Source organism: Ruegeria sp. CG11, from assembly GCF_056537245.1.
In genome coordinates, this window is record NZ_JBQFRE010000002.1 from 462,305 (window position 1) to 477,523 (window position 15,219).

The window sequence follows — 15,219 nt, forward strand, 5'->3', positions numbered from 1 at the left end:
AGATAGGAGTAACTGCGATGGACCTGATCGCACAGCTTGAGGCGGAACAGATTGCCGCCCTGGGGAAAGACATCCCCGATTTCAAAGCCGGTGACACCATCCGTGTCGGCTTTAAAGTGACCGAAGGGTCGCGTACCCGTGTGCAGAACTACGAAGGCGTCTGCATCGCGCGCAAAGGTGGCAGCGGCATCGCCGGTTCGTTCACCGTCCGCAAAATCTCGTTTGGCGAAGGCGTGGAGCGTGTGTTCCCGTTGCACTCGACCAACATCGACAGCATCACCGTTGTTCGCCGTGGCCGCGTCCGTCGCGCCAAGCTGTACTACCTGCGCTCGCGCCGTGGTAAATCCGCGCGTATCGCCGAAGTCACCAACTACAAGCCCAAGGCTGGCGCCGAGGCGTAAGGAGCGGAAAGATGAAAAAAGACATCCATCCCGATTATCACGTCATCAACGTCAAAATGACCGATGGCACCGTGGTTCAGATGAAATCCACCTGGGGCGCCGAAGGCGACCAGCTGGCTCTGGAAATCGACCCCTCCTCGCACCCCGCGTGGACCGGTGGCTCGTCGCGCCTGATGGACGCCGGCGGCCGTGTGTCGAAGTTCAAGAAGAAATACGAAGGTCTGGGCTTCTGAACCTGACCCGGTTGAAATGCGAAAGGCCGTCCTTCGGGGCGGCCTTTTTTACGCCAGATGATAGGACTTACCCTGCATTATTCCCGACGCGGGATGAAGTTATTCAAGGCAACACAACCCGCTTCAATTCAATTCGAGTACGCGTTCCATTCTGCTGAATTTGGCGCGAAGTTTCTCGTCCCTCTTCGTCAAACTTTATACGGATTTTTGAAAAACTCTCGTATTTCGATCCGTTCAAATAATCCGTTTTCTGAGTAAATCCACGTTTCGCTGCCTTACCAATAGCGCGATATGTCCCCGGAATCCCATTCCGATCATATACTACATAGATGCATTCGCCGACGACCAACCAGCAGTTATGTGGCTCGTACTTTATCGTCGCACCATCCGACCGTTCCATCCGAACGGTTTGCCCTTTTGAGTTGCGATAGATCGTACGGTCGTACTCCTTGTCACTACCATTGGTAGAATATATCTCAAAAACATACAGACCACTGCGCTTTCCTAGAAAACGAGATTCAAAGTTACCTCTGGGTGATCTTTGAAAGACACGGACTGTGCCGACTTTAAGGCCATCATAACTGTGGTTAGACTGGTGTTGTGCCACTGCGGGGACGGCGTTCAAAGTTAGTACAGAAAAAATCACAAGCGCCGCGTATTTCATTGTCAAACCTCAAAAAAACATGGTGTCGATGCTAGTCTGCATTTCGTACACGTCAACCCTGGGCTGCAAGCTTCCCACAATCCGAAGAAGGCAAATTCTAAGTTGCTTTTCTCCCATTTGGTTCACACGCTTTCATTTCTCGGCCCAACTCAAACGGTCAAAAATACTACCGCCCAACCGCTCAATTACTACGATAAAAAGCGTCGGCTACACCGCGCCAAGCTTGGCACGATTTTGTCCAAGTCTGATAAGTGCTACACTGGTCTACAAAGCAGGTATTAAACCCACGGAGACCCCGAATATGCCCCAGTACAATGACATGATCGAGCTTTCGGTAGAGGATATGGACCTGATCGAAACGGCGTTGCGTGGGTCGGTCGCCTCGTTGTCGCAGGCGGCGATGGATGAGGACGAAGGCGGTAAAGCAGGGCGCGAAGACACTCTGCGTCGCATTCACGATCTTCTGGGTAAGCTGCACGATCAGAAGGTGTTCTACCGCCCGAAAGACGGGGTGTATCTTGGCGGGTAAGCTCGGTTAGGCCGCGGTGCTTAACGCCCCCCGCGCGTCAACTCGGCCGCACTGTGCAGCGGCGGCACCGGTCCACGCAACAGCATCAACGCCAGCCCCATCCCGACCAGCGCCGCAACCGCCGCCACCAGCATGGCACTGTCAAAGGCGTTGTCCTGCAAATCCCGCAGCGCCTTGGCCAAAGCGGCGCTGGCGGTAGGGTCCATCCCTGCGATCTGCTGCTGTATCTGGCTGGGCGTACCGTGAGTCAGCGCATGGGCCAAATCCTCGCGCTGGGTCGATCCGGCGGGCAGCGCGTCGATCACCTCGGACAGGCCACGACGAATGGTGATGGATTCGGCAAGGCCACCGACCACAGCGCCCAGTGTAGCGCCGAAATACAGGCAGGCGTTGATCACGCCCGACCCCTGCCCCACATGTTCCTCGGGCAGCAAGCGCAGGCCCAGGCGTGGCAGCAGCGAAAAGCAGATGCCCATGCCGATGCCGACGATCAGCAGTTTCCACCAGATCTCGGCATATTGCGTGGTGTTCGCGGTGGTCATCAGCAACAGGAACCCGCAGGCCATCGCCCCAAGCCCAATCGCAACTGGCCATTGAAAGCTGTAGGGCGCCAGAAACCGCGGCGCTGTGACCGAGATGACAAACATGCTGAGACTGAGCGGCATGATCGCCAGCCCTGCTCCGATGGAGCTATACCCAAAGGCATCCGGCGACTGCACGAAAGTGTTGAAATAGACGAAGAAGCAGAACAGCGTGAAGCCGGTAAAAAACATCCCTGCCGCAGCCATAAAGTAGCGCGGGTGGCGGAAGTAGCGCAGTTCGATCAGCGGGTCTTCGGCGCGGCGTGAGACGATGACCAACACAATCGTTGCCATAGCTGCAATGGCCAGTGGTATCAGCGTAAGGGGCGTGGCCCAGCCGCCGCTTTCCCCATTGCTGAGCGCAAAGGATAGAGGCCCGAGGAACAAGAGGATGGCAACCGCCCCCGGGTAATCGAATTTTGCCCCAGCAAGGCGCGTGTCTGGCACGTATTTACGCCGACTGACGTGCAGCCCAATGGCAAAGGCTGCGGCCAGCAGCACAAGATCGGCCGCGAAAACCGCCCGCCAACTGACATAATGGCCAAAGGCTCCGCCGACGATTGGCCCGACGCCGATGGCCAGGCCGACGATCGCGCCCCAAGCCCCGGTGACGCTGGCGCGTTGCTCCTCGGGTGTAGCGGCGGTCAGCAGTGACAACGAGGTTCCAAACAGCGCTGCCGCCCCTGCCCCCTGCGCTCCGCGCCCGAACAGCAGCATGGCAGCGTCTTGCGCAAACAGGACCGAGGCCGACCCGATGGCAAAGACGATCATGCCAAAGAAAAACACGCCCATCTTGCCGGTGATATCCCCCAGCCGAGAGACGATTGTGACAAGCGTGGCGCTGGCCACCGTATAAGTTGCCATCACCCATTGCAGCCCGGACGGGGTCAGATCGAACTCGGCCTTTAGGTTGGGCAGGACGGTGGCGACGGCGGTTGTGTTGAACCCCACGACCATCATGCAAATCGCCGTCATCGCCAGAACGACACGAGCGCGGGCCTGCGGGCTCACGTCTTCCGAGGTCTTGTCACGCATCAAATTGCCCTCAAACTATGGTTGATTAACGCAATTATTCAGAAGTTTAGCGATTTTTACCTCTGCGCATAGTACCCGCGTCAGATCCAGTAAGACAGCGCAACGGGCAGCACGACAATCGTGCTGAGCGTCGAAAACAGGATAAAGCCTGCTACATCCGACCCGTATTCCGGCACGTGCTGGTCAATGAACAGGTAGGTCGCCACCGAAGAAGGCATCAGGCAACACAGGATCACCGCGCCGCGTTCCGCTCCGGTAAAGCCGAACGCCCAGACCAGACCGCTGGCGATCACAACTGCCATCGCCAGATGCAGAACGGTCAGCATCACCGCCCGGCCAAGGCTTTGGATCTGCAATGTTGCCAGCGTGTGGCCCAGCGTCAGCAGCATCAGCGGGATGGACAAGCCTCCGAGTATGTCAAAAGACTTCGCCACCGGCTGCGGCAAGCTGTATCCGGTCGCCATCAGGATCAGCGAGATCACCACCGCATAGATGATCGGCGATGTGGCGAGCTTTTTCGGAGAAAACTCTCCGGCCGGTATCCACATGCCAACAGTGAAGATGCTGATCAGCACGACCACCACGAAACCCATCGTATAAGCCATACCGGCGTCGCCAAGCGCCAGCAGTGTGATCGGCAGGCCGATATTGCCAACATTGCCATGCATCAGCGGTGTCAGAAACGCCCGCACCGGCAGGCGCATCGCCTTCAAGGCAATGAACCCCAGCACGCCGAACCCGGCAATCGCCAACGCGGCAGCGGCCATCACATCCAGAAACGTGCCGACGGCGATATTGGTGGTGGACAGGTGCGAGATGATCAGCGTCGGGTACCCGACACGCGAGACAATCCCGCCGATCACCTTGTTGTCGAAGGGCGCCTTGATCAGGGCCAGACTATAGCCGATCCCGGCGCAGATCAGCACCGGCAGGACCACGTTCAGAACGTTCAGAAACAGGTGATCCAACGGCTGCCCCTATCGCATTTCCCTGCCCCCGACAGTGAAACAGGGCACGGTGTTTGACAAGAGTACAGCCTAACCCGCCCGCACACCTTGGTTTTCCAAATTAGAGCCTGATATCACCTATTGGGGTCCTTCCCTTCCCGCTTTCCACAACATATAGTGGCTCACAACAACGTGTGGGCAAGCACGGCGGGACATGGGAATACAAGCATGGCACATATCATCGTAGTGGGGAACGAGAAGGGCGGCGCAGGCAAATCGACCGTGTCGATGCATGTGGCAACCGCGCTGGCGCGACTGGGGCACAAGGTCAGCACACTGGACCTTGACCTGCGGCAACGCAGCCTTGGGCGTTATTTCGAAAACCGCGGCAACTTCATGAACGGCTCCGAGGCACGTCTGCCCAGCCCGCGCCACCATGACCTGCCCGAGATCGACGCAAGCAAGCTGAAACCCGGTGAGAATATCTATGACCACCGCCTGTCCGCCGCAGTGGCCGAGCTGGAGAGCGACAGCGACTTTATCCTGATCGATTGCCCCGGCTCACACACCCGCCTCAGCCAGGTGGCGCATTCGCTGGCCGATACGCTGATCACGCCACTGAACGACAGCTTCATCGATTTCGACCTGCTGGCGCGGATCGATTCAAAGGGTGAGAAAATCCTCGGGCCGTCGGTGTACTCCGAAATGGTCTGGAACGCGCGGCAGCTGCGCGCGCAAGCCGGGCTGAAGCCCATCGACTGGGTCGTCGTGCGCAACCGTGTTGGTACACAGCGCATGGTCAACAAGGAAAAGATGCAGCGCGCGATTGAGATGCTGTCGCAGCGCATTGGTTTCCGCGTCGCCTCGGGCTTTTCCGAGCGGGTGATTTTCCGCGAACTGTTCCCGCGCGGCCTGACCCTGCTGGACCTCAAGGATATTGGGGTCAAACAGCTGAACATCTCGAACATCGCCGCGCGGCAAGAGCTGCGTGACATGATGAAAGAGCTGAACCTGCCGGGCGTAGAGATCGATTTCTAAGGGGTTCTGCCCCGCACGACACGCGCAGCTCAGCTGCCAACCTCCTCCACCTTGCCCTTGTGCCTTACCTGATGCAGACTTGTTTGCAGAGGAAAGGCGCCTGTTCACAGCTGGGTCCGTTGGCAAACGGACCAGCAAAGCACTGTGCTTTGGGAGGAGCGTGCCATGACATCCGACACCGAAGGGTCCACACCACCTGAAAATCTGAAGCCGCAGCAACAATCCGTGCCCGAAGTAAACACGGTGACATCCAGTGACATCACCGCCTCGCTGAAAGCCGGTTTTTCTGATTTTCTGGCGCGCCCTTTGATGAGTGGCTTTTTCGGCTTGTTCTATGCGGTGTTCGGCATCCTGTTTGTTTGGGGTCTGGTCTGGCTTGGCAAGATCTGGATGATCATTCCCGCAATCGTAGGCTTTCCACTGGTCGCGCCCTTCGCCGCCGCCGGGCTGTACGAGATGTCCCGCCGGTTGCAGAAGGGGGAGAGTTTCGGCTGGTCTGAAATCCTCGGCGTCATGGCCAATCAGCGCAAACGCGAAATGGGCTGGATGGCCTTTGTCACCCTGTTCATTTTCTGGGTGTGGATTTACCAGGTTCGACTTTGGCTGGCGATCATCCTGCAGAACGCATCCTTCTCAGATTTTGACGGGTTCCTGAACACTGTATTCTTCACGCCGCAGGGCTGGACCTTCCTTGCTGTTGGCACCTGCGTCGGCGCGTTTCTGTCAGCAGTCCTGTTCACGGTGACCGTCATCGCCATGCCCATGCTGCTTGACCGGGAAACCAATTTTGTTTCCGCCATGTTGACGTCCATCCGCGTCGTTGCGGAAAACCCTGTGGTCATGCTGACCTGGGCGGCAATCATCTCGGTCACCATGCTGTTGTCAATGGTTCCGGCATTTCTGGGCCTGATCTTCACCCTGCCAATTCTTGGCCATGCCACGTGGCACCTCTACCAACGGGTCGTGCCCCCAGCGGAGGGGTAATCTACAGCGCCAAATACCCAATCAGCGGCACCGCAAACAGGCTGAGCACGAAGGTCGCGATCAACAAGGCTGAGGCAATTGCCGCGTCGCACCCGTATCGCGCGGCAATCACTGCGGCCAAAGCCCCAGACGGCATCGCGGCCTCGATCACCAGTATATCGCGTTGAAAGTCCGGTAATCCCAGCACAAAGGCAAACCCGCCTGCGACCAACGGCTCGAGCAGCAATTTCAGCGCGCAGACCAGAACGAACAAACCCGCGAACTGCTGAAATCCGACAGGACGCAGCATCAGCCCGATCGTGAAGGCCACGAGGAAGGTCAGCGACGCGCTGGCAATCCCAAGGAAGTCATTCAGCAGTTCCACAACCCTGCTGCCTTGCGGAAGGCCAATGGCAGACGCCAAAACACCCAATACAAAGGCCAGGAAAATCGGTGACCGCACGAATGTCTTCAGGGCATCCGCTATCGTTGGCCCTTCGTCGTTATTTTCACCGTAATAGCTGGCGATGGCGACGCCGACGGTAAACAGGGGCAGCACCACGCCAATTTCGCCCATCACGACGAGTTGGCTCATGATTTCGGTGTTGTCGCCATAAATGTTCTGAAGCAGCGAATACCCCAGCGTCGACGTGCTGCCGACCCCTGACACAAGGATCACCGACCCCAGCACCGGCCTGTCCAATCGCATCCAGCGACCGGTCAACCACGCAACTGTCATGACCACGGCGATGGCCATGAAAAGCACAAGGGCAAGTTCGAAGTTCCGCACTCGAAACGGCTCGCTGCTGAGATTGGCGAATATCAATGCCGGCAGGGCAAAGTCGGTGACCAAGCGGGCGAACACGCCCTGTTCACGCTCTTGAATGACATTGCTGTGCCGGAACCACACCGCCGACCCGACCAGTGCCAGCATCACGATAAAGGAATCGAAGAGACTATCGAACTGCAAGGTCTGATCAGCTCCTTGTCGACGCAACTTGTTACTCACCCCTGCCGCCAACGGCAGGGGGTGATCATACGACAGAAGCTTTTTTCGTCAAAATCGTTAAAGAACAGGTCTTTGCTGTCAGGGCGCAGCCGGGTTTTCAGTGTCGAGGTTCGTAGATCGTAAACAGCTCTTTCGGTTCCGGCACGCCGCGCAGCATGTAGCGCCCGACAGACACAAGGTTCTGACCGCAAGGCTGCGCCGCGCGCGCAACATCATCCGAGATCAGTATCCGCTGTCCCAGTGACTTGTGCATCCCGGCAATCCGCGCAGTCTGGTTCACGGCGGGGCCGATCACCGTAAAGTCCAATCTCGTCTCGGACCCGATATTGCCATACAGGATTTCACCAGCGTGCAGGGCAAGGGTGAAGCTGGCCACCGGCAGACCCTCGGCCTCGCGGCGGGCGTTCAGCGCCTCCATCCGTTGCTGCAACACCGGCACGGCTTTCAGCGCTGCACGCGCGTCCTCGTCGATCTCGCCGACGTCGAACATCGCCATCAGCCCGTCCCCCATGAATTTCAGGATATTGCCGCGATTGTCATGTACGACGCCCACGGCGACGGCCAGATAATCGTTCAGCATGTCGATGATTTCGTTGCCCGGCAGCTCTTCAGATAGGCTGGTAAAACCCTCAAGGTCAAAGTTCCACATCACCGCATCGATCTGCTGCAACGAGCCGCGCCGGATTTCGCCCGACAACACGCGGCGCCCCGCATCGCGGCCCAGATAGACCCGCATCAGATCTTTTGATATCCGGGCACTCGACGCGGATTTCAGCGCCAACCCCAGATGCGGCAGCGCCGTGTTGATCAGGTCCAGATCACTGTCCCGGAACCCTTCCGGCGCGTTTGAGGCCCAGGACATCAGAACCCCGTCCACGGCCTCTTTGGCAATTCCTGTCACGCTTTGGGTCGGCACGTTAAAGCTGACCCCGGTGGCATAGTAATCCGTCGCCCCGATCTGGCGCAGGTCATTCAGCAAGGGATAGCGATTGGCCTCGTTCTGATCGACCAGACGCTCGCGGATTTCATCCACCTCATTGTTCAGAATGGCGTAGAGGGGGCTATGCCTCCACTGTTCGCTGGGCTCTTCGGTATATTCAAAGGTCTCGGACTCACCCCCTCGCCCCTGATACCAACTGAAGCCGGTGCCGCCGTAGACCGGGTGCAAGGCCGATTGCGCCGCATGAAAGCGCATCAAGGGCACGCCCAGTTCCAACAGCTTGTTGCAGTAGCCGTCCAACAACTCTTCTTTCGCGGCTCCTTCCAGGCCGCGTGTCACAATCCATTCGATCAAATCAGTTGATTTCGCCGTATCGGCGTTCAGGGTCGTCATTTTGTTATTATTCCAGTGTCCGCTCTGGTTGTCATCTGGGGGCCAGTGGCCGGAATTACCAGTGATCACTCCAAATGCGCCAGCTGGCGCAGCATTTTGCGCAACAGGGCCACTTCTTCTGTACTGAATTGTGCTGCTAGCTTTGCATCATATTGCCCGGCGATACCGTATAGCTCGTGATAGACGGATTGACCCAAGGTCGTCAGCATCAGATTTTCCACCCTGCGATCCGTGTCACTGCGGCTGCGCAGCAGATACCGGCGTTCCTCCAGCCTGTGCACCGCACGGCTGACCTTGGTTTTGTGGAGCCTGGCGCGTTCGCCGATCTCTTTCGCGGTCATTTCGCCGTAATTGCCCAGGTGGAACAGGACCCGCCATTCGTTACGCAGCATACCGTAGTGGTCCTTGTAGACCTTCTGAAATTCCAACGAGCTTTCCTCGGCCGCCCGGTTCAGCAGGTAGGGCAAGAAATTTTGCAAATCAAAGTCATCTTTTTTCATGGATTTTTTCATGGAATCGTCCCGAGTCATGCTTGTTAGTTACAAAACCGACTATTATCCCACAAGCAGCAAACGGAGGAACGCAGGATGAACCATCCGACTGATCCGCATGAAATGACCCAGGCCAGCAGCCCGGTCGGCACCCATGCGGGCTATATGCCCGGCTTTGGAAATGACTTCGAAACCGAGGCTCTGCCCGGCGCGCTGCCGCAGGGAATGAACAGCCCGCAGCGCTGCAACTATGGTCTCTATGGTGAGCAACTCAGCGGCACGGCTTTCACCGCCAACCCGCCGGAACGGACGTGGTGCTATCGCATCCGACCGTCGGTCAAGCATTCGCACCGCTATGAAAAGATCGACCTGCCTTATTGGAAATCCGCGCCTTTTGTCGATCCGGACGTGATCAGCCTGGGCCAGTACCGCTGGGATGCGGTGCCGCATTCCGATCAGGGGCTGACCTGGCTGACAGGTATGCGCACGATGACCACGGCAGGCGACGTGAACACACAGGTGGGCATGGCCAGCCACATCTATCTGGTCACCGAGTCGATGGTGGACGCCTATTTCTACTCGGCCGATTCCGAGTTGCTGGTGGTGCCGCAGGAAGGCCGCCTGCGCTTTGCGACCGAGCTGGGGATCATCGACCTTGAACCCAAGGAAATCGCGATTATTCCACGTGGGTTGGTGTACAGGGTTGAGGTGCTGGAGGGTCCTGCGCGCGGCTTTGTCTGCGAGAACTACGGTCAGAAATTCGAGTTGCCAGGCCGCGGTCCGATCGGCGCCAACTGCATGGCCAACCCACGCGATTTCAAGGCGCCTGTCGCGGCGTTTGAGGATCGCGAGGTGCCCTCAACCGTCACCGTCAAATGGTGTGGGCAGTTTCACACCACCAAGATCGGTCAAAGCCCGCTGGACGTGGTCGCATGGCACGGCAATTATGCGCCCTACAAATACGACCTGCGCACCTATTGCCCGGTCGGCGCGATCCTGTTCGACCATCCCGATCCGTCGATCTTTACCGTGCTGACCGCACCTTCGGGGCAGCCGGGCACGGCCAATATCGACTTTGTCCTGTTCCGTGAACGCTGGATGGTGGCCGAGGATACGTTCCGCCCGCCCTGGTATCACAAGAACATCATGTCCGAGCTTATGGGCAACATCTACGGTCAGTACGATGCCAAGCCGCAGGGCTTTGTTCCCGGCGGCATGAGCCTGCACAATATGATGCTGCCGCACGGGCCGGACCGCGAGGCGTTCGAAAAAGCGTCGAATGCCAACCTTGGGCCAGACAAGCTGGACAACACCATGTCCTTCATGTTCGAAACCCGGTTCCCGCAGCATCTGACGCCTTTTGCGGCCAACGAGGCCCCCTTGCAGGACGATTACATTGACTGCTGGACCTCACTTGAGAAAAAGTTCGACGGAACACCGGGCAAAAAGTGAGGTAGCCATGAGCTTTGATATCTGGATCACCTATGTTGCCACCGTCCTGCTGCTGATGAGCACACCCGGCCCGAGCCAGTTGCTGATGCTGTCCAACTCGGCAACCAACGGGCTGAAGCGCGGGATGTTTACGGCGGCCGGAGACCTAACGGCGAACCTGCTGCAAATGTTGGCGGCCGGGCTTGGTCTGGCCGCGATCATCGCCGCCTCGGGCACGGCGCTGACGGTGATCAAGTGGCTGGGCGTGGCTTACTTGGTGTTTCTTGGGGTGAAGATGATCGTCAAAGCGGAACGCAAAACGACCCAGACAGCACCGCACGCCAGCCGCAAGTCGCTTTGGATGCAGGGTTTCATCACCTCCGCCGCCAATCCCAAAGCAGTGGTGTTCTTTGCTGCCCTGTTCCCGCTGTTCATCGACGGCGCGTTGCCGTTCTGGCCGCAATTCGCCATCCTCTCGGTCACCTATCTGATCATCGACGGACTGTTTCTGACCGTCTATGGCGGCAGCGCCAGTTGGCTGGCAACGCGTCTCAAGGGTTCGGCGCGGCTGTGGCTGGACCGAGCTGGCGGCGGGTTCATGATATTGGCCGCGCTTCTGCTGGGGCTGAAATCCCTGCGGGACGCGCAATAAACTGACAAGGATCACAGATGCCATTGATGAAATCCTGGGTGGCCTCGGCCAATGACGCCGACCACCCTTTTCCGCTGAACAACCTGCCTTATGGTGTCTTTTCGATCGACGGATCCGAACCGCATTGCGGCGTGGCGATTGGAAGCATGATTCTGGACGTAACCGCAGCTGAGGCTGAAGGGGTGATCGTTCTGGACGACGAGCCGCTATTCGACCTGCCCTTCTGGAACCCGCTGATGGAGCAAGGCCCGGCCGTCTGGGCTGCGTTGCGCGCGCGGCTTACGTCTCTACTGGCCGAAGGGTCTGACGAACAGGAAAAGGTCGAACCCCTTCTGGTTCCGCAGGACGCAGCAGAACTGCACATGCCCTTCGCCGTCAGCGAGTACACCGACTTCTATGCCGGTCGTCATCATGCGCAAAACGTGGGCACCATGTTTCGCGGACCTGAGAACGCCCTGCCGCCAAACTGGCTGCACATTCCCATCGGGTACAATGGCCGGGCATCCTCGGTAGTCGTATCGGGCACCGATATTCGTCGCCCCTGGGGTCAGTTGAAAGCACCAGACCAAGAGAAGCCCGCATTCCTGCCCAGCCGCCGGTTTGACATCGAACTGGAAATGGGGGCCATCGTCGGCACCCCCTCGGATGGGCCTATCACGGTGCAGGAAGCGGATGACCACATCTTCGGTTACGTCCTGCTAAATGACTGGTCCGCGCGCGACATTCAGGCTTGGGAGTACCAACCGCTCGGCCCATTTCAGGCCAAGGCCACTGCAACGTCCATCAGCCCTTGGATCGTGACCAAAGCCGCGCTGGAACCATTCCGTTGTGACACGCCCGCGCGCGAGGGAGAGTTGCTGGACCACCTGAAAGACTGCGGCCCGATGCTGTATGACATCGACCTGTCCGTGACGATGACACCCGAAGGTAAACCAGCCACCACGATTGCCCGGACGAATTACAAGGAGATGTATTATTCCGCCGCGCAGCAACTGGCGCATCATTCGACCTCGGGCTGCCCGATGAATACCGGCGATCTGCTGGGGTCGGGCACCATTTCCGGCCCAACGAAATCGGAACGCGGCTCGCTGCTGGAACTCAGCTGGGGCGGAAAGGAACCACTGACGCTGGACAACGGTGAAACCCGTAGCTTCATTGAAGACGGCGACACCCTGACCTTGACAGGTGCAGCCAAAGGCAAGGGTTACACAATCGGGTTCGGCGACTGCACCGGCACGGTATTGCCTGCTCTCGCATCTCCCTACGCGCGATAAGGACCATACAAAGGACAAGGATTTTCCGCCGCATTTGATCCAGATCGTTTTGCGGTGGAATTTTCGGTGAAACCATTGGCTCAAGCCTTCGGCTCTGCAGGGCCGGAGAACGAAATCTTGCGCGTAACCTGCGCCAGACCATCGGGGGAGAGCCCATGAACAAGATTTTCGAAGTCCCGCTTTACGCCTATGAACGCAGCCCGGATCAGGATGCTTCCACGCCTGTCCGGCACAAGGTGATCGTGATCGGCGCGGGGCCGATTGGACTGGCCACCGCGATCGATCTGGCCCAGCAAGGGGTCGAGGTCGTGGTGCTGGACGACAATGACAAGGTCAGTTTTGGCAGCCGCGCGATCTGCTTCTCGCAGCGCACGCTTGATATCGCCGATCGTCTGGGCGCGGGGCGTCCGATGATGGAAAAAGGGGTGCTGTGGAACGCAGGCAAAGTCTATTTCGATGAGCGTCAGGTTTATGAGTTCAACTTGCAGCCCGATACCGGATACGCGAACCCGGCATTCATCAACCTGCAGCAATACTATTTCGAAAAGGCCCTTGTAGACCGGGTGCGCGAATTGCAGGCCGAGGGCGCGTCCCTTGAAATCCGTGGCCGCAACAAGGTCGAAGCCATCGGAACCCATAACAGCCATGTCACGCTCGAGGTCGAAACCCCCGAAGGCCCCTATAACATCGAAGCCGACTGGCTGGTCGCCTGTGACGGGGCGAACTCACCAACGCGGCGGATGCTGGGGCTGGATTTCGAAGGGCGTGTGTTCGAAGACAACTTCCTGATTGCCGACGTGGTGATGGAGGCCGATTTCCCGACCGAGCGCTGGTTCTGGTTCGATCCGCCCTTCAATCGGGGACAATCGGCTCTGCTGCACAAGCAGCCCGACAGTGTCTGGCGCATCGACCTGCAATTGGGTTGGGACATCGACAAGGAAAACGAACAAAAGCCCGAAAACGTCATCCCGCGACTCAAGGCAATGTTGGGTGAGGATGTGAAGTTCGATCTGGAATGGGTATCGATCTACACGTTCCAATGTCGGCGGATGGAACGGTTCCGCTATGGCCGCGTGTTGTTCGCCGGGGACAGTGCGCATCAGGTCAGCCCGTTTGGGGCGCGCGGTGCAAATTCCGGAATGCAGGATGCGGATAACCTGTGCTGGAAGCTCAAACTGGTCATCGACGGCAAAGCGCCCGAAATTCTGTTGGACAGCTACAACCGCGAGCGGGTTCAGGCCGCTGACGAAAATATCCGCATGTCCACGCGCTCGACCGATTTCATCACGCCGAAATCCGACATGTCGCGACAGTTCCGGGATGCGGTTCTGGACCTAAGCGAACATTTTGAGTTCGCTCGGCCCTTGGTGAATTCCGGTCGGCTGAGCACGCCCTGTACCTATGAGGGGTCCTCGCTCAGCTCGGCGGATGCCTTGAACGGGCCGGATATCACCCGCCCGGGTGCGGCCTGCCCCGATGCGCCTTTGGGCGATGACTTCCTGTTACCGAAACTGGCGGGTAAATTCACCCTGCTGACCATCGACGCCGACGCCCCGGACCGGATCGAGGAAGACGGTATCGAAGCCACCCGGCTGGCGCTGTCGGTCAAGGATGATCTGACACTGGAACTCAAACGCCGCTATTTGGGCGATGCCACTAGCGCGGTCTACCTGATCCGCCCGGATCAGCACGTGGCTGCACGGCGCGACACGTTCGAAGAAAACGCATTCCGGCAGGCGATCCGCCGGGCCACCGGTAAGGAGTAAGCAAGATGGCCGATCTGATCCTCAGCCCGAACCTCGACAATGGCGACGATTTCTATGCCGAGTTGCTGACCGCCCATGACGGGCTGGACAAGTCGGAAAGCGAAGCCCTGAACGCACGGCTCATTCTGGTGCTGGCAAACCATATTGGAAACGCGGATGTACTGGCGCAAGCCCTGAAAGCTGCCGCGTTGAAAAACGGCTGACAGCATGGCCGAGGTGATCTTGTTTGACTTCGGGCAGTCATCGGCCAGCTACCGGGTGCGCATCGCGCTGAATCTGGCCGGGATCGCCTATCGTGCTGTCTCGGTCGATCTCAGGGACGGGGCACAGAAGTCGCAAACCCACCTGGCGCGTAACCCGCAAGGGCTGGTTCCGGTGCTTGAGATTGACGGGCTGCGGCTGACGCAATCTCTGGCGATCATCGACTATCTGGATCAGACCCGGGGTCTGGGTTTGCTGCCAGCTGAACCCGCGCACCGGGCCAAAGTGGCGGCCTTGGCGCAGTCCATTGCCGTGGATATCCACCCGGTCTGCAACCTGTCGGTCGCTCAGTACGCCACCACGCTCGGCGGCGGGGCTGAAGGGGCGTTGGGCGATTGGATGCGCCACTTTATTCGCCCCGGCCTGCTGGCGTTCGAGGCGCTGTTGGCCGAGTTCGAACAGGCCCCCTATTGCGCAGGGTCACAGCCCGGCCTGGCCGATCTGTGTCTGATCCCGCAATTGTACAACGCGCGACGCTGGCAAGTGGACCTGTCTGAGCTGCCGCGCAGCCTGGCGGTCGAGGCCGCCTCCGCCGATCACCCCGCCTTCAGGGCCGCCCATCCCGACACCGCGACCTGAACTGGCGCACAGGTCCTGTGTGCGGGCTCTAG

Annotated in this window: 17 protein-coding genes; 11 read left to right on the forward strand and 6 right to left on the reverse strand. The window is 58.7% G+C overall.

Annotated features, from left to right (window positions below; genetic code table 11):
* Positions 1–17 precede the first annotated feature (17 nt).
* Both rplS and rpmE read left to right on the forward strand, forming a co-directional pair.
* Positions 18–401: a 50S ribosomal protein L19 gene (rplS, locus tag ACR0KW_RS08470; RefSeq protein WP_170328369.1), complete on the forward strand. Its 384-nt coding sequence runs from the start codon at positions 18–20 to the stop codon at positions 399–401.
* Between the two features lie 11 nt (positions 402–412).
* A complete protein-coding gene (gene rpmE, locus ACR0KW_RS08475) occupies positions 413–634 on the forward strand; it encodes a 50S ribosomal protein L31 (protein ID WP_170428949.1) in 222 nt (73 codons plus the stop codon).
* 103 nt (positions 635–737) lie between these two features.
* Here rpmE and ACR0KW_RS08480 read toward each other — a convergent pair whose 3' ends face one another.
* Complete coding sequence (locus tag ACR0KW_RS08480) at positions 738–1,298, reverse strand: hypothetical protein (protein WP_480804587.1); 561 nt, start codon at positions 1,296–1,298, stop codon at positions 738–740.
* 301 nt (positions 1,299–1,599) lie between these two features.
* Here ACR0KW_RS08480 and ACR0KW_RS08485 point away from each other — a divergent pair, with 301 nt between their 5' ends.
* Positions 1,600–1,827 (forward strand): hypothetical protein, encoded by a 228-nt coding sequence (locus ACR0KW_RS08485; protein ID WP_170328425.1) that lies wholly within the window; start codon positions 1,600–1,602, stop codon positions 1,825–1,827.
* Positions 1,828–1,847: 20 nt separating this feature from the next.
* On the opposite strand, the gene ACR0KW_RS08490 is transcribed toward ACR0KW_RS08485, so the two are convergent.
* Positions 1,848–3,443, reverse strand: coding sequence for an MFS transporter (locus ACR0KW_RS08490; protein WP_480804588.1), 1,596 nt, complete (start codon positions 3,441–3,443; stop codon positions 1,848–1,850).
* An 80-nt stretch (positions 3,444–3,523) separates the two neighbouring features.
* The gene (locus tag ACR0KW_RS08495; protein WP_480804589.1) at positions 3,524–4,411 is read right to left on the reverse strand and encodes an AEC family transporter; all 888 of its coding nucleotides are present in this window, start codon (positions 4,409–4,411) and stop codon (positions 3,524–3,526) included.
* 207 nt (positions 4,412–4,618) lie between these two features.
* On the opposite strand from ACR0KW_RS08495, the gene ACR0KW_RS08500 reads away from it, so the two are divergent.
* Together ACR0KW_RS08500 and ACR0KW_RS08505 are read left to right on the forward strand one after the other, a co-directional pair.
* The gene (locus ACR0KW_RS08500) at positions 4,619–5,428 is read left to right on the forward strand and encodes a division plane positioning ATPase MipZ (protein WP_170328373.1); all 810 of its coding nucleotides are present in this window, start codon (positions 4,619–4,621) and stop codon (positions 5,426–5,428) included.
* A 165-nt stretch (positions 5,429–5,593) separates the two neighbouring features.
* Complete coding sequence (locus tag ACR0KW_RS08505; protein WP_480804590.1) at positions 5,594–6,412, forward strand: DUF2189 domain-containing protein; 819 nt, start codon at positions 5,594–5,596, stop codon at positions 6,410–6,412.
* A gap of 1 nt (position 6,413) precedes the next feature.
* Here the strand turns inward: ACR0KW_RS08505 and ACR0KW_RS08510 are convergent, their stop codons facing one another.
* The 3 genes from ACR0KW_RS08510 to ACR0KW_RS08520 form a co-directional block, all read right to left on the reverse strand.
* Entirely contained in the window at positions 6,414–7,361 is a 948-nt protein-coding gene (locus ACR0KW_RS08510) for an AEC family transporter (protein ID WP_480804591.1), read from the reverse strand.
* A gap of 136 nt (positions 7,362–7,497) precedes the next feature.
* A complete protein-coding gene (locus tag ACR0KW_RS08515) occupies positions 7,498–8,733 on the reverse strand; it encodes an adenylate/guanylate cyclase domain-containing protein (RefSeq protein ID WP_480804592.1) in 1,236 nt (411 codons plus the stop codon).
* Between the two features lie 65 nt (positions 8,734–8,798).
* Positions 8,799–9,233 (reverse strand): MarR family winged helix-turn-helix transcriptional regulator, encoded by a 435-nt coding sequence (locus tag ACR0KW_RS08520; RefSeq protein WP_480804593.1) that lies wholly within the window; start codon positions 9,231–9,233, stop codon positions 8,799–8,801.
* A gap of 87 nt (positions 9,234–9,320) precedes the next feature.
* Between ACR0KW_RS08520 and hmgA the strand changes: the two genes are divergently transcribed.
* The 6 genes from hmgA to maiA all read left to right on the forward strand — a co-directional run bounded on the left by hmgA (position 9,321) and on the right by maiA (position 15,187).
* Positions 9,321–10,676: a homogentisate 1,2-dioxygenase gene (hmgA, locus tag ACR0KW_RS08525; RefSeq protein WP_480804594.1), complete on the forward strand. Its 1,356-nt coding sequence runs from the start codon at positions 9,321–9,323 to the stop codon at positions 10,674–10,676.
* 7 nt (positions 10,677–10,683) lie between these two features.
* Positions 10,684–11,307, forward strand: a complete 624-nt coding sequence (locus ACR0KW_RS08530; RefSeq protein WP_480804595.1) for a LysE family translocator — start codon at positions 10,684–10,686, stop codon at positions 11,305–11,307.
* Positions 11,308–11,324: 17 nt separating this feature from the next.
* Entirely contained in the window at positions 11,325–12,581 is a 1,257-nt protein-coding gene (fahA, locus tag ACR0KW_RS08535; RefSeq protein ID WP_480804596.1) for a fumarylacetoacetase, read from the forward strand.
* A gap of 155 nt (positions 12,582–12,736) precedes the next feature.
* Positions 12,737–14,347, forward strand: coding sequence for an FAD-dependent oxidoreductase (locus tag ACR0KW_RS08540; RefSeq protein WP_480804597.1), 1,611 nt, complete (start codon positions 12,737–12,739; stop codon positions 14,345–14,347).
* 5 nt (positions 14,348–14,352) lie between these two features.
* Complete coding sequence (locus ACR0KW_RS08545) at positions 14,353–14,550, forward strand: DUF2783 domain-containing protein (protein WP_480804598.1); 198 nt, start codon at positions 14,353–14,355, stop codon at positions 14,548–14,550.
* A 4-nt stretch (positions 14,551–14,554) separates the two neighbouring features.
* Positions 14,555–15,187, forward strand: coding sequence for a maleylacetoacetate isomerase (maiA, locus tag ACR0KW_RS08550; RefSeq protein ID WP_480804599.1), 633 nt, complete (start codon positions 14,555–14,557; stop codon positions 15,185–15,187).
* The last annotated feature ends 32 nt before the right edge of the window (positions 15,188–15,219 follow it).